Raw genomic sequence first — 22,007 nt, 5'->3', positions numbered from 1 at the left:
GGATCTCCCCGACGCGCGGGCGTACCGGCGCGTGACAGGGTGGTGTCATGCGTGCCTGCGACGGGACGGGGATCGACGAGCGGCTACGGGATCTGGGGTCCCGGCTGCGGGGTCCGGCACGGCTGCGGACCGAACTGCTCCACGAGGTACGGGACGCGCTGGACGACGCCACCGAGGCGTACCGGGAGCGGGGTCTGCCGGCGCGGGAGGCCGAGCGGCGGGCCGTGGCCGATTTCGGGACGCCGGCCGAGCTGGCCCCGGCGTACCAGGCGGAACTGGCCGCCGGGGCGTTGCGCGGGCTGTCCCGGCGGGCGCTGCTGATCGCCGTGGTGCTGACCCTCGGCGGCGACCTGACCTGGCGGGGGTCGAGTTGGAGCGGCGGGCCGGCACCGCCGCCGGCCTACCAGGTGCTCGCCGCCTCGATGAACGGGATCTGGCTGGTCGTGGCCGGGTTGGCGCTGGCGGCCCTGGTGGGCGGGCGCTGGGCGGCCCGGCGGGGCCGGACCGACCCGCCTGTCGAGCGGCTGCTCGGGTTGGGGCTGGCCGGCGCGCTGGTCGTCGGTGCGGTCGCCGGGGTGGCGCTGTTCGCCTGGTCCGTCGGGCTGTGGGACGCCGCCCTGACCTGGCCGCCGATGATCATCGGGTCGGTGCTGGCCGGATCCGCCTACTTCACGCTCTTCCGGGCCACCCGGCTGTGGCTGGTGGCCGCCCGCTGACCCCGCACCCGGGCCAGGGCCAGGGCCGTCCGGCCGGGGCGGGGTCAGGCCGGTGCGGCGGGTGGGGTGGCGGGGTCGAGGAACCGGCCGACGGTCGCGCTGAACTCGCGCCAGCCGGCCCGTTCGCCGGCCAGCGACGTCCGGCCGGAGTCGGTGAGCCGGTAGGTGCGCCGCTCCCGACCGTTGACGGTGCTCCACGAGCTGGCCACGTGGCCCGCCCGCTCCAGCCGACGCAGCGCCGGGTAGATGGTGCCCGTCGGCAGGTCGAGCTGCCCGTCACTGCGGGCGCGCAGGGCCTCGATGACGGCGTAGCCGTGCAGTTCCCCCTGCTCCAGCACGGCCAGGAGCAGGGCGTCGAGATGGCCGTGCAGCGCCTGAGCCTTCATGTGTAGTCACGCTACTTGTCGGCCCGCCGGACCGCCAGCACCACCCGGCTCGCGACGCCGTCGAGGTGCTGGTGCGCAGGGCCGCCGAGGTGCGGGTTCACGGCGTCGTCGGGGTGCGGGGTCCGCCGACGCAGGGACGCCCATTAGGGTATGTGCCCAGAGTCACTCGGCGACCGCGAGGCCGTCGGGTGGGCAAACCGACGCACACGGAGGTCAGCGTGGCCCGCCAGTCGCCCCAACGGCCCGACGCCGACGAACCCGAGCTCGACGACACCGATGGGCCGGCCGAGCCCGACGTGGAGCCCGGCCCGGTCGACCGCTCGCTCTGGGACGAGCTGAACATCGATCCGGTCGAGATCGCCCTGCCCGCCGGCACCGGCTTCACGCTCCGGGCGTACCGGCCGGCGCGTGAGCTGACCCCGACGGACGTCGTCGAGCGCGACGAGGACGACCCCTTCCTGGCCCGGCGTCAGGTCGTCGAGGCCGAGGACGACGACGAGGTGATCATCCTCGACGAGGAGTTCGCCGCGCTCACGGCCGAGGACGACGAAGCGGACGCCAAGGCCGGGGGCGACGGCAAGCGGTCCGACCGCAAGCGCGACACCGACGACGCTGACGCCGACCCGGACACCGTCGACGCGGACGCCGCCGACGACGACACGGACACCGACGGCGGCGACGACGAAGCCGACGCCGAGGGCGACGAGGAGGTGCCGGTCTTCCTGAGCCACAAGGGCCGGCTGCTGCTGTTCAAGACGCCCGAGTCGTTGGTCAGCTTCGTCCGCTCCGGCGCGCCCAACGACATGTCCCAACTGGACGGTTGGAATGAACTGTCCGAACGGGTGGAGCCCGCCGACATCGCCCCGCGCGACGAGGACACCTACGAGCTCGACCTGGTCGTGGAGAACCTGCGCGGCGGGCACGACACGTGGGACCCGACCCTGCTCATCGAGGCCGGCGAGGTCGCCCGCGACCTGTCGTACGCGCTGCGGCTGCCCGCCGTACTGGACATGCTCTCGGCCGGTTCCAGCCTGGACGACCTCGATGAGGCCCTGCGCGCTTCTGTCAACGGCGGAGTCGGTGGTTTTCTCGGCCGTAGGCGGCTGAAAAAAATCGGGGCCCAGACCGCAAGCTTGGGATGGCGCACCATTGTCGGCAAGATCTCTGCCGTCGTGGACTGGCGCGACTGACCCCGAGCGGGGAGCATCAGTGGCTGGCAGTGAATAGACCGGTGTCCCGGGAGGAGGACGACGCCTTGGCGCTCGTGCGCGTGTACTGCGGTCTGGCCTCGGCAGATCCGGCCGACCGGCCGGCCGCGGCCGGATCGACGCTGACGTCCGCCGTGGTCGACGACGCAGGCCGTCTGCTGCATGTCTACGAGGTCAGTGACGACGCGGCCGGCTACGCCAGGCTCGTCACGCTGTTCGTGGAGCGGTCGGGCGGGCCGAGTGGCGTGGCGATCGCCGCGGACAGCGACGACCACGCGGTCACCTCACTGCTGAGCGCGGCCGGCCGTCCACTCGCGATAGCCGACGACGACTCGGTCGACGATTTCGCCGAGCGGTTCGCCGACGACGACTCCCTGGAGGAGATGCAGTCCGCGCCGGCCGAGCGGCGGGCGGTGGGCCTGGCCCGTGCCCTCCAGGCCGGTGCGCTCTCCGCGGTCACCCTGCCGGCACCCCGGGACCTGGCCGGTTTCAAGCAGGTCCTCGCCGCCCACGCCGCCCTGTCCAGCGGCCGGCACTCCGCGGCCGTGGCGCTGCGCGAGGTGCTCCGCGAGCTCTACCCGGCGGCCCTGCGGGCCTACCCCGACCCGGCCGAGCCGGTGGCCCTGGCCGTCCTCGACGCGTTGCCCGAGCCGAACATGCTCACCGGCACCTCGGCGCGGGGCCGGGACATGTCGGTGGCCGCCGAGGCGGTCACCGCACGGCTCACCGCCGACGGGCTCGCCGAGGCCGGGGAGATTGAAGCGGCGGTCACCGCGCTGCGGGTGGCCGTCTCCGAAACCCCGCGCCGGGCCACCGTCAACCGGGCGCTCACCTCCGCCGTCGCCGAGACCGTCCGGCAGTCGGTGGCCGCGGTACGCGCCTGCGACGCCGGCTGCGAGGCCCTGGTGGGCGCGCTCGCCACCCGGGTCAGCGCGCCGAACCCGCTGCCCGGTCGCCGCGCCGCCGCCCGTCGCGGCGAGCAGGTCGCCGAGCTGACCGGAATCAGCGGCACCGGCCCCGGGCTGCGTGCGGTCCGGCCCGCCGAGCCGGCACCGCCGGTACCGACAGGTCGTCGTAGCCGCCCCGAGCCGGTCCCCGGCAGTGGCATGCCTGCCGCACCCCGCCCGCTCGGCCCGCCGCCGGTGGCACCCGCCCCGGTCACCCCGCCGCCGGTGGCACCGGCCCCGGTCACCCCGGCCGCCGCCAGCCTGCCGACCTCGGTGCCGCCCGCGCGTACCGACCCGGGGATGCCCGCGGCCCGTCGCGCGTCGGAAGCGCCGACCACCATGATCCCGCCGATCCGGCGCGGAATGGACGCCCCGACGAACCGGCCGGTCTCGGCACCGCCGCCGCCCCCGCCGGGGATCACCCCGATCGCTCCGGCGCAGCGCGGCACCGTGCCCCCCGCCGAGGCCGGCGAGCCGTTCCGGCCGACGCTGACCACCGCCGCGATCAACAACGCCCGCGCCGAGCGGCAGCGCACCGTGATCCCGCCCCGGCCGAAGACCACCGGCGCGCTCTCCACCCCCACCGGCGGATTCAGCGCCACCGACCTGAACGTCCCGGTGCCGGTCGGCCGGCCCGAGCCGGAGCAGCCCACCGCCCCGCCCGGGTCGCGGGCGAACTGGCCGCTGGTCAACAACCCGGAGGACCCGGCCGACAGCTCCGCCAACAATCCGGTGGTGCCGGCGTACGGCGAGCGGGCCGGCCGGCCGGCCGCCGCCCCCACCGACGCGGGTGCCGGACGCCGGATCACCCCCCCGTGGCTCGCCGACGACCTGCCCCAGGAACCGCCGATGCTGCGGCTGGTGGAGCCGCCGCCGCTGGCCGACCGGGCCCTGCGGGACGGGCTGGACAACGCCCCCGCCGACCCGCACCTGGACACCCCGCCGCTGCGGCTGGTCGACCGGGACGAGGCCGGCCGGGCCGGGCGACCCCACCGGGCCGACCGGGTGGAGCAGGTGGACCGCCCCACCCGGGCCGAGCGGCCGGGTCGACTGGACCGCCCCGAACGGCTGGACCGCCCCGAACGACTCGACCGGGCCGAGCGGCTCGACCGGGCCGAGCGGCTCGACCGGATCGAGCGGCCGGAACGACTCGACCGGGCCGACCGCCCCGACCGGCTCGACCGGTCGCCGGCACGCGGCGAGCGGCCGGGCCTGGAACGGCGGCCGGAACCTGTCGAGCGCCGTCCCGCGCCGATGGAGCACCGGCCGCCGCCGGTCTCCGACGAGGGCGACGGCGACCTGCTGATCTTCGCTCAGGCCAAGTCGGCGTGGTTCGTCGGGCACGGCGACGAGAGCGACCTGGAGTGGTCGTCCACCGCGGACACCGGTTGGCAGGCCGCCGAGAAGGTGGCGCAGCCAGCCGTGGGCGCGGAGACCTCCGCCGGGCTACCCAAGCGGGTCCCGCAGGCCAACCTGGTGCCCGGTTCCCCGCTGCGCGAGGAGCGTCCGCTGCGGATCGTCCGGGACGCGGCGAGCCTCGCCGAGAACACCACCGGCTACTTCCGCGGTTGGCGTCGCGGCCAGGAGATCGGCGGTTTCGCCGTCGGCGGTCGGCCCGGCCGGGAGGCGGCCGGCGGCTGGGACTTCAGCCGGGACCCGACCGAGCGGGAAGACGACCGGGAGTACGAGTTCCGCTCCGCCGGCTACCGCTCCTGACCCTCTGACGGCTCACCGCTGGCCCGACCGGTGCATCCGGTCGGGCCAGCGACGTCGTACGGGCCTAACCGCAGCCGCCCTGTCCCGCGGAACCCTCTCTCAGGCCGTCCGCCCGCCCAGCGGCCCACAGAGCCGGCGTACCGGCTGGGAGGCCAGACCTCTCTGCGGGCCGGGCCACAGGCATCTCCATGCCATGCGGACACGACCGCCGGGGACGTGCCTCCCGTGACGGGTGGGCCGCCGGACCGACTGGGGCGAAGGAGCGGCGGCGGGAGCCGGCTCCCGGCGTACCGGGGCGGGAAATGCGTACGCGCCCGGTCGCGGCCGGAGCCGCCACCGGGCGCGTACGGAGTCGGTCAGGCCGGCGCGACCGCGCGCGACCGACGCATGGTCAGCACGTACTCGACCAGCGAGATCAGCACGTGCTTGGTCGACTCCCGGTTCCGGGCGTCGCAGGCCACCACCGGCACGTCGGTCGAGATCGCCAACGCGTCCCGGACGTCCTGCGGGTCGTGGTACTGCATCCCGTCGAAGCAGTTGATGGCCACCAGGTACGGCAGCCGCCGGTGCTCGAAGAAGTCGATGGCGGCGAAGCAGTCGGCCAACCGGCGGGTGTCGACCAGCACCACGGCACCGATGGCGCCCCGGACCAGTTCGTCCCACATGAACCAGAAGCGTGTCTGGCCCGGGGTTCCGAACAGGTACAGGATCAGATCCCGGTCGATCGAGATTCGACCGAAGTCCATCGCCACCGTGGTCGTCGTCTTGCCCGGCACCTGCCGGGTGTCGTCGACGCCCACGCCGGCGGAGGTCATGATGGCCTCGGTGGTCAGCGGCGTGATCTCCGAGACCGAGCCGACCAGCGTCGTCTTGCCGACGCCGAACCCACCGGCGATAACGATCTTCGCCGACGTCACGCGCCCGTTCGGGGCAGGCGGCCGCTGCGACATGTCAGAGCCTGCGAAGTCCACTCAGCACCCTCTCCAGCAGTTCAGTGCCCACCGCGTCATCCGAGTCGTCCAAGATGGTCGGCTCGTGGACCGCGACCAGGCCGTCCGTCGCCATGTCGGCGATGAGCACCCGGGCCACGCCGAGCGGAAGCTGCATCCGCGCCGCGATCTCGGCGAGCGACTGCACACGTCCGTCACACAGCGCGGCGATGTACTGGTGCTCCCGGCCCTGACCGCCGTTGCCACCGGCAGCAGCGCGACCGCGCACCGTCGTCTCGACGAGCGCCTCCAGGGCGATGTCGAGCCGGGGACGGGTACGACCACGGGTCACAGCGTACGGCCGGACCAACGCACCTGTCGGTTCGTCACGATCGACCATGTCGCCGCTCACCTCCTTCGTCCCCGGCACCGGCTCTCACCCGGTGGAACCCGTCGTTCTTGTCGTCCCGTGCCGACCAGGCGGTCAGCCCGGTCAGCCCATCATCCCGACAGCCGTACGGGTCTGCGGTGTGAGCGCGTCACCGACCCGGTCGACCAGCAGCGCCATCTCGTACCCGACCTGACCGACGTCGCAGCTGCGCGCGGCCAGGACGGCGAACGACGACCCGTCCGAGATGGACATCAGGAACAGGAAACCGTTGTCCATCTCGACGACGGTCTGCAACACCGCGCCGCCCTCGAAGCAGCGGGCCGCACCCTGGGTCAGGCTGACCAGGCCGGACGCGATCGCGGCCAGCTGGTCGGCCCGGTCCCGGGGCAGGTCGCGCGACGAAGCGAGGAGCAGGCCGTCGGCGGAGACCGCGACCGCGTGCGCGACACCCGGCACCCGGTCGGCGAAGTTGGCCAGCAGCCAACCCAGATCCTGCGTAGTTGTCATCCTTCTTGCTCCTTCTGCCCGCTCCCGCCCGCCAGGCCGGAGCCAGACGACGAGGATTGCTGCCCGCCCGGAGTCGCGTCCGGGTTGGTGGGGTTGTCCGAGGTGGTCCGGCCGCGTTGCACACCTCGATGGTAGGCCGAGAGCAGACCCCTGACCGCTTCCGGTGTCCGCCGCTGCACCGACGTGGTCGGCTTCTCGATCGCCCCCGGCACGAGCTGCGCCATCGGCGTCCGCTTCGGCAGCCCGGTCTGGGTGGTGCCGGCCACCGGTGCCTCGGTCGCGGCCACCGCCGCCCGCCAGCCCTCGTCGGCAGCGGTCTGCCAGCCGGCGGGCGGCGCGGCGGAACGTCGGTTCGCCGGGCCGTCGCCGCGACCGGGGAACCCGCCGCCGTTCACTGTCGACCCGTTGTCACGCGGCACGCCCCCGGCCGGCGCAGTGTCTGCCATCGGTGCGCTACCTGTCGTTCCTGGTGCGGTGTACTGGGCCGGCTGGCCGGCGGTGTCGACGGCCGCGTGGCTGGCCGTCGTGCCGTTGGCCGCCTGCTTGGCGCCGGCCGCGTCCTCGGGGCCGGGCTTGCGGGTACGGAACCAGGCCGACTCCAGCTCCCGGAAGATCGGCAGTTCCATCGTCTCGTCCGCGTACCGCTGCTGGGGAGCCTGCTGCGGTGCCGACAGCCGGTTGGCCGGCGTGGTCTGGGCGGTCCGCACCGGCGGCGCGGGCTGCCGGGTGACGGGCGCTGCCGGCTCGGCGCGCGGCACCCGGGGCAGCTCGGTGGTCATGTCCAGCGCGGCGGCGAGCCGCTCGGGGACCGGCGGGGTGGCCGTGTCCCGCTCGGGGTTCGCCACCGGCGGCCAGGCCGGCGGGGCGGCGGGGCCCGGCGCGGCCCCGCCCGAGGCGGGCCGGGACGGCAGCGGACCGGTGGGCGGCCCGGAAACCGGCGCGGACGGCCCCGGCAGGCCGGCGTACGGCGACGCCGACACCGGGTAGCCAGGTGCGGGCTGACCCGACACCGGGTAGCCGGAGGTCGGCTGGCCCGAGACCGGCTGGCCCGAGACCGGGTAACCAGAGACCGGCTGGCCCGAGACGGGCTGGCCGGACACCGGCGCGACCGGGTACGCGGGCGGCAGCGGCGGTGCCGACACCGGCGGTACCGGCGGTGAGCTGTACGGCCGGGCCTCGGGGCTGCTCGGCAGCTGGCGCGGGATGACCGGCTGCTGGCCGGTGCTGTCCGGGTCGTCGGTGCTCCGGCGCTGCGGCAGCGGGTCGATCGCCTGTCCGTTGGTGGCACGCGGGGCGAAGCCGTCGCCACCGTTGATCCCGCTGGCCCCGGTGAGGTCGGACCAGGCGGGCATCCCGCGCCCGCCGTTGGCGGGGGCGGCGGAACCGTTGCGCGGTGCCGGGTCGAAGGGCCGCCCGCCGAGGGTGACCTGGTTGCCGGACTCGCCCGGTCGGGGGGCCGGCGGCTGGCCGTTGCCGAGGGCGGGAAGCGCACCGAAGGCCGGCGCGGACCCCGAGCCACCGAAGGCCGGCGCGGCGCCACCGAACGCCGGGGCGGACCCGGAGCCGCCGAAGGCCGGAGCGGCGCCACCGAACTGCGGCCCGGCCGCCGGCAGTCCCGGCGTGCCGGGGGCCCGACCGCTGAGCGCCCGGGGCACCAGCACCGACGTGGGCAGGACGACCTCGGCCACGGTGCCCCGGTCGGTGCCGGGACGCAGCTCGACCTTGACGCCGTGCCGGGACGCCAGCCGGGCCACCACGACCAGGCCCATCATCCGGGAGACGGCCACGTCCACCTGGGGCGGCGTCGCGAGCCGCTCGTTGAGGTCGGTCAGCTGCTCGGCGCTGATGCCGATGCCCCGGTCCTCGACGTAGAGCGACGCGCGGTCGCCGACCCGACGGGCCTCGACCATCACCTGGGAGTCCGGCGGGGAGAACGCGGTCGCGTTGTCGAACAGCTCGGCGACCAGGTGCACCAGGTCGTTGACCGCGTGCGCGGAGACCTCGATGTCCCGGTCGATGACCCCGAACTCGATCCGGGTGTAGTGCTCGACCTCGGACTGGGCGGCGCGCAGCACGTCGATCAGGGCGGCCGGCTCGCGCTGCACACGCGTCGAGTCGGCACCGGCGAGGACCAGCAGGTTCTCGTCGTTGCGGCGCATCCGGGTGGCCAGGTGGTCGAGCTGGAACAGCTCGGCCAGGCGGTCCGGGTCCTCCTCGCCACGCTCCAGCCGGTCGAGGTGGCCGATCAACCGGTCGACCAGGATCTGCGAGCGACGGGCGAGGTTGACGAACATCGTCGCGACCGAGGAGCGGAGCGCGGCCTGCTCGGCGGCCGTCCGGACGGCCTCCAGGTGGACGGCGTTGAACGCCTCGGTCACCTGGCCGAACTCGTCGCGGCTGCGGACCGGCAGCGGCTCGGCGATCTGGTTGGCCAGCTGGGCCGGCGACTGCTGCCCGGTGAACTGCGGGTCCCGCAGCCGGGCCACCGCCTGCGGCAGGCCGAACTGGGCGATGGACAGGGCGCCCTGACGTAGCTCGCGCAGGGAGCGGGCCATCGACCTGGCGACCAGGTAGGCGAAGAGGATCGCCAGCAGCAGCATGCTCAGCAGCAGGCCGGTCTCCAGGAAGACCTGACGTTGCACGTCGGAGCGCAGCTCGTCGGCCTTGGCCACCACGTCGCTGTCGAGGCGTACCTCGACGGCCCGGTTGAGCTGGGCGTACGCGACCATGGCCGCGTCCCACTGGTCGGTGCTGAAGGTGATGCCGTCGAGCTTGTCGCTGTTGAGCGCGCTGACCTGGCCGGCGTAGATGTCGGCCTGCCGCCGGTCGGAGCCGGAGACGGTCTGGTCCTGGAACTCGCGCTCGGCGCGGCTCGCCACGGCCTGGAAGCTCTGCAGGGCCTGCTGCTCACCGGTGTTGCTGGAGATGTACAGCTCACGCAGGGCCGGGGTGTACGCCTTCTGGAGCAGCACCTGGTGCACCGCGATCCGGCGGACGGAGGCGTACTCCTTGGCGCGGGCCATCGCGGCGGCGGCGCGCATCTGGTCGCTGAGGTCGTTGTCGCCGGCGAGCTGGGTGGCCGAGTCGCGGATGGTGATCAGATTGTTGATCAGGCCGGTGTACCGGCTGACCGCCTCGCTGAGCCGCAGCTTGCCGTTGTAGACCTGGCTGCGGATGCCTGGCATCTCGGTCAGGTCGCTGTCGATCCGGTCGAGCTGCGTCTCCAGGGTGGCCGGCAGGCCCTCGATCTCGGCACGCTGCTGCGAGTACGGCACCTTGGACTGGTCGACCCGCTGGTTGACCCGGTTGTACGCCTCCTGGTATTGGGCTCGGGCCTGCCCCTTCGGCGAGCCGAGCAGCAGAACGGCGTTGGTGCGCTCGTCCTGGAGGGTGTTGACGAGGTCGCCGGAGTAACCCACCAGGTTGGCCAGGTCACCTGCCCGGTTGGCGTTGTTGAGCGTCTGCAGGTGGTCCACCAGCCCGCTGGTGCCCACGACGACCGTGGCGATGGTCGGCACGATCATGATCAGCCCGAGCTTGGACCAGATCGGCATGTCGCGGAGCCGGCCGGCCGGCCGACGCAGACGCGACAGGAAGGAGTTCGCCGTCGTTGGCCGTTTGCTCACGTCACCGCCCTCGCGATTACAGCGTCTCCGCGTTGCCACGGGCAACGCCCAGCGGCCGACCCGGCGGGTCGGACCTCCGAGATTCCATCACGCCTCCCCTGAAAGAGAAAGCCCAGGTTGTCGGTCGCCGGAGGTGTGATGAGATGTTGATGCAATTTGATCGCAATCCGTCTTTCCGGAGTCACCCAAAGTAATGGAATATCGCCACCGCGTCGTCCTCCTCGCCGGCCCCTCCGGGTCCGGAAAGTCGTACATAGCGCAACGAACCGGCCTTCCCGTGCTCTGCCTGGACGACTTCTACAAGAACGGCGATGACCCTACGTTGCCGCGACAGAACGGACTGGTCGACTGGGACGCGCCCGAGTCGTGGGACGCGGGAACGGCGGTGGAGACAATTGTCCGACTGGCCCAGCAGGGCCGGGCCGATGTGCCGGTCTATGCGATCGGTGCGGATCGACGGGTGGCCACCCGGCCATTCGAGGTGACCGGATCGCCACTCTTCATCGCCGAAGGGATTTTCGCCGCCGAGATCGTCGCGGAATGCCGCCGCCGGGGACTGCTCGCCGGGGCGTACGCGCTGCGCCGGCCGCGTGGGGCGACCTTCGTCCGGCGGCTGGCCCGGGACCTGTCCGAGCAGCGCAAGGCGCCGAAGGTGCTGATCCGGCGCGGGCTGGCGCTGCTGCGCGCCGAACCGGCGGTGCTGCGGCGGCAGACCGGCCTCGGTGCCGAGGCGGCCCACGCCCGGGAGTTCCTGCGCCGGGTGGCCGACCTGGTCGCCGGCCACCCGCACCGCTGAGTCAGCCGATCAGCTTCGCGTACGCCGGCTTGATCACCTCGTCGATGATCGCCAACCGCTCGTCGAACGGGATGAAGGCGCTCTTCATCGCGTTGACCGTGAACCACTGGAGCTCCTGCCAGCCGTAGCCGAAGTTCTCCACCAGCAGCGCCATCTCACGCGACATCGAGGTGCCGCTCATCAGCCGGTTGTCGGTGTTCACCGTGACCCGGAACCGCAGCTCGCGCAGCAGCCCGATCGGGTGTTCGGCGATCGACGCCACCGCCCCGGTCTGCACGTTCGACGACGGGCACAGCTCCAGCGGGATGCGCTTGTCCCGCACGTACGCCGCCAGTCGGCCGAGCGTCGGCACCGGGCCCGGGGTGATGTCGTCCACGATCCGCACCCCGTGGCCGAGCCGGTCCGCCCCGCACCACTGGATCGCCTGCCAGATCGACGGCAGCCCGAACGCCTCGCCGGCGTGGATGGTGAAGTGGAAGTTCTCCCGCTGGAGGTACTCGAAGGCGTCCAGGTGCCGGGTGGGCGGGAACCCCGCCTCGGCACCGGCGATGTCGAAGCCGACCACCCCGGCGTCCCGGTGCCGGACGGCCAACTCGGCGATCTCCTGCGACCTGGCGGCGTGCCGCATCGCGGTGAGCAGGGTGCCGACCCGGATCGGGGTGCCCGCTGCGGCGGCCTCGGCGCTGCCCTCGACGAAACCGGCGACGACCGCCTCGACCACCTCGTCCAGGGTGAGGTTCTGCTCCAGGTGCTGCTCGGGGGCGAACCGGACCTCGGCGTACACCACGCCGTCGGCGGCCAGGTCGAGCGCGCACTCCCGGGCCACCCGACGCAACGCCGGGGCGGTCTGCATGACCGCGACGGTGTGCGCGAACGTCTCCAGGTAACGCTCCAGCGAACCGGAGTGCGCCGCCTCCGCGAACCACCGGCCGAGCGCGTCGGGATCGGTACTCGGCAGCTCGTGCCCCACCTCGGCGGCCAGCTCGACGACCGTCGCCGGCCGCAGGCCGCCGTCGAGGTGATCGTGCAGCAGTGCCTTCGGGACCTTGACGATGTCCTCGTATCGGATTGCGACCATCCCCCGACCCTAGTCACGCCCCGCGCCCGCCCGCGATCAGGCTCGCGCGCGGCGCGCGCCGTAGGCTGCTGCGGGTGACCGCGCCGCACCCGTTCGAGCAGCCCGTCGACGCGACGCATCCGCAGATCGTCGCCCGGCTGCGCTGCCCGGTCTGCGCCCAGCCGCTGGCCGCCGCCACCGACACCCGCGCCCTGCGCTGCCCCCGCCGGCACAGCTTCGACCTGGCCCGCCAGGGGTACGTCACACTGCTCGCCGGCCGCGCCCCGCACGTCGGTGACACCGCCGACATGGTCGCCGCCCGGGCCGACTTCCTGGCCGCCGGACACTACGACGTGATCTCGTCAGCCCTGGCCGAGGCGGCGGCATCCGCCCTGGCGACACCGACCGGCCCGGCCGAAGCGAACGGACCGGCCGGCCCGCCGGGACCGGTAGCGGCGAACCCACAGCCAGCACCGACCGGCCCGGCCGAGGCGAACGGACCGGCCGAGGTGGGCGGGCGGGCGGAGCGGGCGGGCTTCGGGGCGTACCCGCTGGTGGTGGAGGCCGGGGCGGGCACCGGCCGGCACCTCGCGGCGGTGCTTTCGGCGTGGCCCGACACCGTCGGCCTGGCCCTGGACGTCGCCAAACCGGCGCTGCGCCGCGCGGCCCGCGCCCACCCGCGCGCCGCCGCCGCGCTCGCCGACACCTGGCAGCGGTTGCCGCTGGCCGACCGGTCGGTCGCCGTGCTGCTCGACGTCTTCGCCCCGCGCAACGGCGACGAGTTCCACCGGGTGCTGCACCCGGCCGGGGTGCTGCTGGTGGTCACCCCCACCGACGCCCACCTCGCCGAACTGGTCGACGTGCTCGGGTTGCTGCGGGTCGACCCGGCCAAGGCCGACCGGGTCGCCGACAGCCTCGCCGGGCGGTTCACCCCGGCGCACACCGCCGTGCACACCGCCCGGCTCAGCCTCGGCCGGGCCGACGTCGGCACCCTGGTCGGGATGGGGCCGAGTGCCTGGCACACCGACCCGGCGCGGCTCGCCGCGGCGATCGACGCGCTGCCCACCCCGGTCGCCGTGACCGCGTCGGTACGCCTGACCACCTGGCGTCCCCGCTGACCCACGGGGGCCTGACGGTCCACCGGCTCAGGTGGAGAGGTCGACCTCTTCCCAGCCGGGCGGCTCGTCGTGGTAGGGGCCGCGCAGCACCACCGCCCACTCCAACGCCCACCGGCGCTGGCCGATCGCGTTCGCGTCCACCAGGCCGGGCAGTCGGTGCCCCGACTTCTCCACCTCCAGGTACGCCCAGTCGAGGCAGTAGTGCAGGTCGAGCAGGGCGGCGGCGTCCGCCGGGTGTTGCGGGGCGGCCAGGATGCGGGCCTGCCACTGGCCGAAGGTCTCCCCACCGGCCAGGTACGGCATCCGCTCCACCAGCCGTTCGTCCACCGGGACGGTCGGGTCGAGCTGCTTGCTCAGGCCCAGCACCCAGGACAGTGAGAACAGCGCGTCGTGGTGCAGGACGAACGAGCGGTGGTCACCCTTGCCGCCCACCACGAACTGCCACTCGGGCGGGGTGACCATGTCGACCAGGTGGGATTCGAGCAGCCAGCTCATCGCCGTCTGCGCGGGCATCCCGAAGCACCGGGCCAGGATCAGGTGCAGCACCGCGATGCGCGCCTCGATCTCCCCGGTGGGTCGCAGTTCGATCTCGTCGCCCGGCTCCCAGACCAGGGGAAACTGGGCCGGCGGCAGGGGCAGGCGCAGCCGGGACAACTCGTCGAGGCTCGCCTCGCGGACCTCGCGGGGATCGGGCGCGGCTACCAGCACGATCGGATTCCCTGTCTGCTCACGCGGCGTCACCGCCGTTCGGTCCCCCTGACCAGGGAGGATAGCGTTCCGTCGCGACCGGCACCATGCCGGCCGCCCGCCGTCGGGCGGTGCCGCAGGCGGTCAGCCGATCCGCTCGATGACCAGCGGCGGCGTCGCCGGCGCGGTGGCCGACACCCGGACCGCCAGGGCCGCCTCGGCGCGTGCCGCCGGCAGCCGGGTGGTGTCGTCGGCGCGCAGTTCGTACAGCGGTTCGCCGACCCGGACCGGGTCGCCGGGCCGCTTGTGCAGCACCACCCCGGCGGCGGCGCTGACCGGGTCCTCCTTGCGGGCCCGCCCCGCGCCGAGCCGCCACGCGGCCACCCCGATCGCGTACGCGTCGACGGACTCGACGAAGCCGTCGGTGTCGGCGCGGACCACCTCCACCTCGTTGGCGGTGGGCAGCTTGGCGTCCGGGTCGCCTCCCTGGGCGCGGATCATGGTGCGCCACGCGTCCATCGCCCGCCCGTCGCGCAGCGCGGCGGCCGGGTCGGCGTCGGGCAGGCCGGCCGCGTCGAGCATCTCCCGGGCCAGGGCCAGGGTCAGCTCCACCACGTCGGCCGGGCCACCGCCGGCGAGCACCTGCACCGACTCGGCCACCTCGACCGCGTTGCCGACGGTCAGGCCGAGCGGGGTGGACATGTCGGTGAGCAGGGCGACCGTGCGTACCCCGTGGGCGTCGCCGAGCGCCACCATGGTCCGGGCCAGCTCGCGGGCGTCGGCCACGTTCTTCATGAACGCGCCGGAGCCGACCTTGACGTCGAGGACCAGCGCCCCGGTGCCCTCGGCGATCTTCTTGCTCATGATCGACGAGGCGATCAGCGGGATCGCCTCGACGGTGCCGGTGACGTCGCGCAACGCGTACAGCTTGCGGTCGGCCGGGGCGAGCGCGGCGCCGGCCGCGCAGATCACCGCACCCACGTCGCGGAGCTGGGCGATGAACTCGTCGTTGCTCAGCGCCGCCCGCCAGCCGGGGATCGACTCCAGCTTGTCGAGGGTGCCGCCGGTGTGCCCGAGCCCCCGGCCGGAGAGCTGCGGGACCGCGCCGCCGCAGGCCGCGACCAGTGGCGTAAGCGGCAGGGTGATCTTGTCGCCGACGCCGCCGGTGGAGTGCTTGTCGACCGTCGGCCGGTCCACCGCCGACAGGTCCAGCCGTTCCCCGCTGGCGATCATCGCGGCGGTCCACCTGGCGATCTCCGGAACCGACATGCCGCGCAGCAGGATCGCCATGGCCAGCGCCGACATCTGCTCGTCGGCCACCAGCCCCCTGGTGTACGCGTCGACCACCCAGTCGATCTGGCCGTCGCTGAGCACACCCCCGTCCCGCTTGGCCCGGATGACGTCGACCGCGGTAAAAGCACTCACCGTTGAGTTCCCTCTGAAGTCGTTGCAGTAACCGGCACGAGGGCCGGACGGGTCAGGAGGCGGCCCAGCGGGCCGGGATCTCCAGCGGCGGTTCGCCCTCGCCGGCCCAGAAGATGGTGCCCTCCGCATCCACCACCACGACCCGCGGCGTCCGGGCCAGCCCCCAGGTGATCGCCTCCGCCGGGTCGCCCCAGCTCGGGCCCTCCTCCAGCACCCCGGGCCCGGCCTCGTCGCTGTCGCCGGCCGACCGTTCCCAGTACGCCGTCCAGATCTGCTGCCCGGCGGAGAGGTCCGGGTGCACGAAGACGGTGCCCCGCCCCCGCCAGGCGGCCAACCGGTCCGGCACCACCGGCACCGGGCTCTCGCCCACGACCGCCTCGATGTCGGCCACGTCGAAGGCGTGCGGCAGCAGCTCCGCCATCCGCAGCGGACCGGTCCTCGACTCGACCAGGCACTCCGGGCCGCCGTTCTCCCAGAGCAGTTGCCGGCACCTGCCGCACGGCATCAACGGCTCCCCGGTGGCGTCGACGCAGGACATCGCGACCAGCCGGCCACCACCGGTGGCGTGCAGCGCCGAGACCACACCGCACTCGGCGCACAGGGTCACCCCGTAGCCGGCGTTCTCCACGTTGCAGCCGACCACCACCCGGCCGTCGTCGACCAGCGCCGCCGCGCCGACCGGGAACTGCGAGTACGGCACGTAGGCGTGCCGCATGACCTCGGTCGCGGCGGCCCGCAGGCGCTCCCAGTCGATCTCGCTCATCCTTCCATTCTGCCCAGGTCACCCCGCCCGGGTGCGGGAAGGGTGCCGGTCAGCCGGCCGCCGGCTGTGGACCGTACCCGGACGGCGTCGCCGAACGGCGCGGGCCCGGCGGGGGAGCTCCCCCGCCGGGCCCGCGCCGGGTCGTCGTTCAGCCCTTGACGTACGGCTTGCCGTCGGCGGCGGGCGCCCGGACCCGACCGACCAGCCCGGCCACCGCCAGGATGGTCGCCAGGTAGGGCAGCATCGCCAGGAACTGGTTGGGGATGCTGCTGCCGATCGCCCCGAGGTAGGTGGCGAGCTGGTCGGCGAAGCCGAAGAACAGCGCGGCGAGCAGCGCGCCGGTCGGGCTCCACCGGCCGAAGATCAACGCGGCCAGCGCGATGAAGCCCTTACCGCCGATCATGTTCTTGGTGAAGCTGTAGAGCGCCAGCGTGTACGACGCACCGCCGATGCCGGCCACCACGCCGGCCAGCAGCACGTTGCGGTACCGCAGGCTCAGCACCTTGACCCCGAGGGTGTCGGCGGCGGTCGGGTGCTCACCCACCGACCGGGTCCGCAGACCCCACCGAGTACGGAACAGCGCGAGGTGGATGACCAGCACCAGCAGCAGGCCGAGATAGAGGAAGATGTTGCCCCGGAACAGCGCCGGACCGAACAACGGGATGTCCTTCAGCAGCGGGATCTCCCAGTTGCCGAAGCGCGGCGCGCTGTTGTACCTGTCCGCGTCGGTCTGCATCAGCCGCTCGTAGAGGAAGCCGGTGACGCCGACCGCCAGCAGGTTGAGCACCACCCCCATCACGACCTGGTCGACCAGGTAGCGGATGGCGAAGACGGCGAGCAGCAGCGAGATGAACGCGCCACCCACCGCCGCCGCCACCAGGCCGACCCAGACGTTGCCGCTGAGGCTGCCGAACAGCGCGCCGCTGAACGCGCCCATCAGCAACTGCCCCTCGATGGCGACGTTGACCACGCCGGACCGCTCACAGAGCACCCCGGCCAGCGCACCGAAGATCAGCGGCAGGGCCAGGACGAACGTGCCCCGGACGATGTTGACCATCGGCATGAAGTTGCGGCCCTCGGGGGCGGCGGAGACCTGCCAGCACAGGAAGCTCAGCACGAAGCCGACCAGCCCCACCCCGAGGACCAGGGTGAACCAGCGCTTCGGGACCCCGGCCAGCAGCGCGCCGCCGGCTGCGGCGGCGACGACCCCGAACAGGATCGCGCCGAAGGTGCCCTGGATCTCCAGCGCCGCGCCGCCCTCGGTCTCGCTGAGGGTGAACCGGGCCTGTTGGCCGGTGGCCAACGCCCCGAACAGCACGGTGGCGAGCACGCCCAGCGCCAGCAGGACCAGGCCGACCTTACGGGGGCGGGTCCAGAAACCCTCGTCGACCGCGGCCACGGCGACGTCGGGAACAGCGGTGGTGGACATGCCTCACCAGCCCTTCGCGAGGCTCGTCTGCAACCGGGCGGCACGGGCGGCCCGGAGCTGGAAGACCGCCTTCACCAGGGCCGGCGCGGCGATGAAGATGACGATCAGCGCCTGGAGCACGGTGACCAGCTCCAGCGAGATGCCGGAGTACGACTGCATCCGGTTGCCGCCGGCCTGGAGCGCGCCGAACAGCAGCGCGGCCAGCAGCACGCCCCACGGCTTCACCCGGCCGAGCAGCGCCACCAGGATGCCGTCGAAGCCGATCTGCGCGATCACCAGCGGGGTCAGCGCGTTCGCGGTGGAACCCAGCACCATCTGGCTGCCGCCGAGGCCGGCGAGCATCCCGGCGATCACCATCACCAGCACGTAAGTCTTGGTGACGCTGATGCCGGCGGTCCGCGCCGCGTCCGGGCTGGCCCCGACGGCCCGCAGCTCGAAGCCGAGCGTCGACCGGTTGAGCAGCCAGGCGATGGCCCAGGTGGCGAGCACCGCGAGCAGGATGCCGGCGTGCACCCGCAGGTTGTCGCCGAGCAGCCGGGGCAACGCGGCCGAGGAGTCGACCGGACGGCTGATCGCGTCCGCCCGGTCCGGGTTCTGCACCCCGTTCTGAACGATGATCCACGACAGGAAGTAGACGGCGACGTAGTTGAGCATGATCGTGTTGATCACCTCGTGGGCGCCGGTCCGGGCCTTGAGGATGCCGGGGACGAAACCCCAGACCGCACCGCCGACCGCACCGGCGATCAACGCGACGACCAGGTGCACCACCGGCGGCAGCGGCAACGCGAAGCCGGCCACCGCGGCCAGGACCACGCCGATCGTCGCCTGCCCCTGGGCACCGATGTTGAACAGGCCGCCCCGGAAGGCGAGCGCCACCGACAGACCGGTGAACACCAACGGCGCGGTGTAGGTGAGGGTCTCCGAGATCGGGCTCAACGCGGCGGTGAAACCGGACGCCTCCGGGTCGAAGACCGCCCCCTTGAACAGGTTGGCGTACGCCTCGCTGACCACCGTCCAGCTGGCGTCGAGGGCGTCGGTCGGGCGGGCGGTGATGTAGCCGTAGGTGGCCAGCACGTCCGGGTCCGACACGATGATCAGGACCGCGCCGACCAGCATCGCCAGCACCAGGGCCAGCACGGTCACGGTCACCGTGTTAGCGGCCCACAGGTTGTCCAGGAACAGCCGGCCCAGAGTGGGCCGGGGCCCCGGCGCGGGCTGCTTGGGCGAGGTCGTCTCGACGATCCGGTCGGCCCTGCCGGTCAGGGCCAGCTCCGCCTCGGTCGCCGGTTCCTTGTCCGGGGAACCGGACACCGGGTTGGGGTTGCTCATGCCTCGTCCTCGTTACCAGGGCTCTCGGGGGCCGGTGCCACGCCGCCGGCCGTACCGCCCGGGGTGACCGCGCCGTCGGTCGGGGCCGTCGCGGGGGCGTCGGGGGTGATGCCGGCCATCAGCAGGCCGATTTCCTCGCGCGGGGTGTCCGGGCCGACGATGCCGATGATCCGTCCCCGGTACATCACCGCGATCCGGTCGGCGAGGCCGATCACCTCGTCCAACTCGCTGGAGACGACCATGACGGCGGTGCCGACGTCGCGCTCGCGAATGACCCGGCTGTGGATGAACTCGATCGAGCCGACGTCCACGCCCCGGGTGGGCTGGGCGGCGATGAGGAGCTTCAGCGGCCGGGACAGCTCCCGGGCCACGATCACCTTCTGCTGGTTACCGCCGGACAGGGTGCCGACCGCCGCGTCCGCCGACGGGGTACGCACGTCGAACTGCTCGATCCGCTCCTTCGCCGAGGCGGCGATCGCGTCCGGCCGCAGCGCCAGGCCCCTGCCGAACGGCGGCCGGTCGTAGATGTCGAGGACCAGGTTCTCGGCGACGCTGAACTCCTTGACCAGGCCGTCGACGCTGCGGTCCTCGGGTACGTAGCCGACCCCGGCGCGGAGCACCTTCTTGGTGGACCAGCCGTGGATCGACTCGCCGTCGAGGGTCACCGTGCCGGCGAGCGTCGGGCGCAGCCCCATGATCGCCTCGATCAGCTCGGTCTGCCCGTTGCCCTGCACGCCGGCCACGCCGAGCACCTCACCGGCGCGTACGGTCAGGTCGACGCCGTCCACCGCGCGGATCTGCCGGTCGTCGTCGACGACCAGGCCGGCGACCTCCAGGATCGGCCGGCCCGGGGTGGCGGGCTGCTTGTCGACGGTGAGCCGGACGTTGCGGCCGACCATCAGCGCGGCCAACTCGTCCCGGCTCGCCTCGGGGGAGGCGGTGCCGACGGTCCGGCCGCGCCGGATCACGGTGATCCGGTCGGCGATGGCCTTGACCTCGCCGAGCTTGTGGGTGATGAAGACGATCGACTTGCCGGCCGCCTTGAGCGACCGCATGACCGTGAGCAGTTCCTCGGTCTCCTGCGGGGTGAGCACGGCGGTCGGCTCGTCGAGGATCAGCAGGTCGACGTCGCGGGTGAGCGCCTTGACGATCTCGACCCGCTGCTGGATGCCGACCGGCAGGTCCTCGATCACCGCGTCCGGGTCGACCCGCAGGTTGTACCGCGCGGAGACCTCGGCCACCTCGCGGCGGGCCCGCCGCCGGTCGAGGAAGCCGACGATGCCGCCCCGGACCTGCTCCGCGCCGAGCATGATGTTCTCGGCGACGGTGAAGACCGGCACCAGCATGAAGTGCTGGTGCACCATGCCGATCCCGGCCCGGATCGCGTCCGAGGGGCCCTTGAGCTTCAGCGGCTTTCCGTCGACCAGGATCTCGCCCCCGTCGGGCTGGTAGAGCCCGTAGAGCACGTTCATCAGGGTCGACTTGCCCGCACCGTTCTCGCCGAGCAGGGCGTGGATCTCTCCAGGCTCCACCGTCAGGTCGATGTGATCGTTGGCGACCAGATCACCGAACCGCTTGGTGATGCCGCGCAGTTCGAGTCTCAGCGCAACCTCCTGGAGTGCGAGCGATGGTGCAGCCTAGCTGCCGGTCGACCGGTCACCGGGGTGCCGGCCGACCGGTGCGCGGACCGGCCGCCCCGACGCCCGTGGGTTGCCCACGAACGCCCGGACGGCCGGTCGTCATGCCTGGTGCCCGCCGGCCTCCGCTGCCGATGATCCCATCGCGGCGGCCGGCGCGGCGGTCACTTGGTCGGCTGGGCCTTCGAGGTGACCGTGATGGTGCCGGCGGCGATGTCCGCCTTGATCTTCTCGACCTCGGCCTTGAGGTCCGCCGGGACCTTGCTGTCGAAGTCGTGGTACGGGGCGATCGACACGCCGTTGTTGGCGAGGTTGCCGACGAAGCCCGGGGTGGCGGCGAGCTTCTCGCCACCGGCGGCCTTGAGCACGGCGTCCTTGACGGCGTCCGGGATGTTCTTGACCACGGTGGTCAGCAGCGCCGCGCAGTCCGGGGTGCTCTCGCAGCCGTCGACGTCGACCCAGACGACCGAGTACTTGCCGCCCGACGCCTTCGCCGCGGCGGTGGTGCCGAGGCCCGCGCCACCGGCGACCGGCATGACGATGTCCGCGCCCTGGGCGACCAGCGCGTCGGAGACCTTCTTGCCCTCGTCCTGCTTGGCGAAGTCGTTGGTGAAGGAACCCTTCTGGGTCGCCTTGTCCCAGCCCAGCACCTGGACGTTCTTGCTCTTGGTCTTGTTGTAGTGCGCCACGCCGTCGGCGAAACCGTCCATGAAGATGGTCACCGGCGGGATCGGCAGACCGCCGTAGGTGCCGACCTTGCCGCTCTTGCTCATCCCGGCAGCCAGGTAGCCGGCCTGGAAGGCGGCCTGGGCGGTGTCGAACTGCATCGGGTAGATGTTCGCCGTGCCCGGGTTCGCGTCGACGATGCCGAACTGCTGGTTCGGGTTGGCCTCGGCGATCTTCTTGGTGGCGTCCGACATCAGGCCACCGACGGCCAGGATGAAGTCGCACTTCTGGTTGACGTACCCGGTCAGGTTGACCTCGTAGTCCGCCTCGGCCTTCGACGCGACGTACTTGATGTCGATGTTGTCGTTGGCCTTCTTGGCCTCCTCCAGGCCCTTCCAGGCGGAGGTGTTGAACGACTTGTCGTCGATGCCGCCGACGTCGGTCACCATGCAGGCGCTGTACTTCTTGTCGCCGCTGCCACCGGCGTTGTTGTCGTCGTCCGGGGCCTCACCACACGCGGCAGCACCCAGCACGAGCCCACCCGCCGCGATGGCAGAGGCGATCCGCATCCCACGCACAGAGCGCAAGACGTCTCCTTCCATTGCTCACCGCCTCGTGCGGTGGCAGCCCTTGAACCGACCAGCGTTGTGCTGCCGGCATCCCACGTTACGGAC

18 protein-coding genes are annotated in these 22,007 nt (G+C 73.0%); 5 read left to right on the top strand and 13 right to left on the bottom strand.

The annotated features are described in order from the left end of the window. Positions 1–47 precede the first annotated feature (47 nt). A complete protein-coding gene (locus tag JQN84_RS00170) occupies positions 48–716 on the top strand; it encodes a permease prefix domain 1-containing protein (RefSeq protein WP_204956390.1) in 669 nt (222 codons plus the stop codon). 44 nt (positions 717–760) lie between these two features. Here the strand turns inward: JQN84_RS00170 and JQN84_RS00165 are convergent, their stop codons facing one another. After that, on the bottom strand, positions 761–1,102 hold the full coding sequence (locus JQN84_RS00165; RefSeq protein WP_204956389.1) for a PadR family transcriptional regulator: 342 nt from the start codon (positions 1,100–1,102) through the stop codon (positions 761–763). 188 nt (positions 1,103–1,290) lie between these two features. Between JQN84_RS00165 and JQN84_RS00160 the strand changes: the two genes are divergently transcribed. Further along, positions 1,291–2,292: a SatS C-terminal domain-containing protein gene (locus tag JQN84_RS00160; RefSeq protein ID WP_204956388.1), complete on the top strand. Its 1,002-nt coding sequence runs from the start codon at positions 1,291–1,293 to the stop codon at positions 2,290–2,292. A 41-nt stretch (positions 2,293–2,333) separates the two neighbouring features. Then, positions 2,334–4,973, top strand: a complete 2,640-nt coding sequence (locus JQN84_RS00155; RefSeq protein ID WP_307820921.1) for a serine/threonine-protein kinase — start codon at positions 2,334–2,336, stop codon at positions 4,971–4,973. 356 nt (positions 4,974–5,329) lie between these two features. Here the strand turns inward: JQN84_RS00155 and JQN84_RS00150 are convergent, their stop codons facing one another. From JQN84_RS00150 to JQN84_RS00135, 4 genes are all read right to left on the bottom strand, one after another. After that, positions 5,330–5,923 carry a GTP-binding protein gene (locus tag JQN84_RS00150; protein WP_088643912.1) on the bottom strand — a complete coding sequence of 198 codons (594 nt, stop codon included), beginning with the start codon at positions 5,921–5,923 and terminating at the stop codon, positions 5,330–5,332. Position 5,924: 1 nt separating this feature from the next. Beyond that, positions 5,925–6,302, bottom strand: coding sequence for a DUF742 domain-containing protein (locus JQN84_RS00145; protein WP_088643989.1), 378 nt, complete (start codon positions 6,300–6,302; stop codon positions 5,925–5,927). A 93-nt stretch (positions 6,303–6,395) separates the two neighbouring features. Next, positions 6,396–6,800 carry a roadblock/LC7 domain-containing protein gene (locus tag JQN84_RS00140; protein WP_204956386.1) on the bottom strand — a complete coding sequence of 135 codons (405 nt, stop codon included), beginning with the start codon at positions 6,798–6,800 and terminating at the stop codon, positions 6,396–6,398. Beyond that, a complete protein-coding gene (locus JQN84_RS00135; protein ID WP_204956385.1) occupies positions 6,797–10,426 on the bottom strand; it encodes a nitrate- and nitrite sensing domain-containing protein in 3,630 nt (1,209 codons plus the stop codon). Before JQN84_RS00135 ends, JQN84_RS00140 begins: the two co-directional genes overlap by 4 nt. A gap of 277 nt (positions 10,427–10,703) precedes the next feature. Between JQN84_RS00135 and JQN84_RS00130 the strand changes: the two genes are divergently transcribed. Beyond that, entirely contained in the window at positions 10,704–11,222 is a 519-nt protein-coding gene (locus JQN84_RS00130) for an ATP-binding protein (RefSeq protein ID WP_307820919.1), read from the top strand. Between the two features lies 1 nt (position 11,223). Here JQN84_RS00130 and JQN84_RS00125 read toward each other — a convergent pair whose 3' ends face one another. Beyond that, the gene (locus JQN84_RS00125) at positions 11,224–12,300 is read right to left on the bottom strand and encodes an adenosine deaminase (protein WP_204956383.1); all 1,077 of its coding nucleotides are present in this window, start codon (positions 12,298–12,300) and stop codon (positions 11,224–11,226) included. Between the two features lie 125 nt (positions 12,301–12,425). On the opposite strand from JQN84_RS00125, the gene JQN84_RS00120 reads away from it, so the two are divergent. Continuing rightward, positions 12,426–13,397 carry a putative RNA methyltransferase gene (locus tag JQN84_RS00120; RefSeq protein ID WP_372445907.1) on the top strand — a complete coding sequence of 324 codons (972 nt, stop codon included), beginning with the start codon at positions 12,426–12,428 and terminating at the stop codon, positions 13,395–13,397. A 27-nt stretch (positions 13,398–13,424) separates the two neighbouring features. On the opposite strand, the gene JQN84_RS00115 is transcribed toward JQN84_RS00120, so the two are convergent. The 7 genes from JQN84_RS00115 to JQN84_RS00085 all read right to left on the bottom strand — a co-directional run bounded on the left by JQN84_RS00115 (position 13,425) and on the right by JQN84_RS00085 (position 21,902). Continuing rightward, complete coding sequence (locus JQN84_RS00115; RefSeq protein WP_204956381.1) at positions 13,425–14,105, bottom strand: DUF4272 domain-containing protein; 681 nt, start codon at positions 14,103–14,105, stop codon at positions 13,425–13,427. Between the two features lie 123 nt (positions 14,106–14,228). After that, a complete protein-coding gene (locus JQN84_RS00110; protein ID WP_204956380.1) occupies positions 14,229–15,509 on the bottom strand; it encodes a thymidine phosphorylase in 1,281 nt (426 codons plus the stop codon). 52 nt (positions 15,510–15,561) lie between these two features. After that, positions 15,562–16,272: a cytidine deaminase gene (locus tag JQN84_RS00105; protein WP_204956379.1), complete on the bottom strand. Its 711-nt coding sequence runs from the start codon at positions 16,270–16,272 to the stop codon at positions 15,562–15,564. 148 nt (positions 16,273–16,420) lie between these two features. Then, a complete protein-coding gene (locus JQN84_RS00100; protein WP_204956378.1) occupies positions 16,421–17,701 on the bottom strand; it encodes an ABC transporter permease in 1,281 nt (426 codons plus the stop codon). Between the two features lie 3 nt (positions 17,702–17,704). Next, a complete protein-coding gene (locus JQN84_RS00095) occupies positions 17,705–19,030 on the bottom strand; it encodes an ABC transporter permease (protein ID WP_204956377.1) in 1,326 nt (441 codons plus the stop codon). Further along, a complete protein-coding gene (locus tag JQN84_RS00090; protein WP_307821018.1) occupies positions 19,027–20,574 on the bottom strand; it encodes an ABC transporter ATP-binding protein in 1,548 nt (515 codons plus the stop codon). The genes JQN84_RS00095 and JQN84_RS00090 overlap by 4 nt, the downstream gene beginning before the upstream one ends. 257 nt (positions 20,575–20,831) lie before the next feature. Next, positions 20,832–21,902, bottom strand: coding sequence for a BMP family lipoprotein (locus tag JQN84_RS00085; protein WP_204957245.1), 1,071 nt, complete (start codon positions 21,900–21,902; stop codon positions 20,832–20,834). Positions 21,903–22,007 lie beyond the last annotated feature (105 nt).

This window comes from Micromonospora humidisoli, assembly GCF_016900955.1.
Classification (GTDB): domain Bacteria; phylum Actinomycetota; class Actinomycetes; order Mycobacteriales; family Micromonosporaceae; genus Micromonospora; species Micromonospora wenchangensis.
Note: the sequence above shows the minus strand (reverse complement) of the source record. Positions and strands in the feature narration are given on the sequence as shown.

Bases quoted from the DNA above. Each gene is read 5' to 3' on its own strand.
- JQN84_RS00095 (WP_204956377.1), bottom strand. From the start codon at position 19,030: ATGAGCAACCCCAACCCGGTGTCCGGTTCCCCGGACAAGGAACCGGCG.
- JQN84_RS00085 (WP_204957245.1), bottom strand. From the start codon at position 21,902: ATGCGGATCGCCTCTGCCATCGCGGCGGGTGGGCTCGTGCTGGGTGCT.
- JQN84_RS00150 (WP_088643912.1), bottom strand. From the start codon at position 5,923: ATGTCGCAGCGGCCGCCTGCCCCGAACGGGCGCGTGACGTCGGCGAAG.
- JQN84_RS00145 (WP_088643989.1), bottom strand. From the start codon at position 6,302: ATGGTCGATCGTGACGAACCGACAGGTGCGTTGGTCCGGCCGTACGCT.
- JQN84_RS00170 (WP_204956390.1), top strand. From the start codon at position 48: ATGCGTGCCTGCGACGGGACGGGGATCGACGAGCGGCTACGGGATCTG.
- JQN84_RS00165 (WP_204956389.1), bottom strand. From the start codon at position 1,102: ATGAAGGCTCAGGCGCTGCACGGCCATCTCGACGCCCTGCTCCTGGCC.
- JQN84_RS00125 (WP_204956383.1), bottom strand. From the start codon at position 12,300: ATGGTCGCAATCCGATACGAGGACATCGTCAAGGTCCCGAAGGCACTG.
- JQN84_RS00100 (WP_204956378.1), bottom strand. From the start codon at position 17,701: ATGTCCACCACCGCTGTTCCCGACGTCGCCGTGGCCGCGGTCGACGAG.
- JQN84_RS00105 (WP_204956379.1), bottom strand. From the start codon at position 16,272: ATGAGCGAGATCGACTGGGAGCGCCTGCGGGCCGCCGCGACCGAGGTC.
- JQN84_RS00140 (WP_204956386.1), bottom strand. From the start codon at position 6,800: ATGACAACTACGCAGGATCTGGGTTGGCTGCTGGCCAACTTCGCCGAC.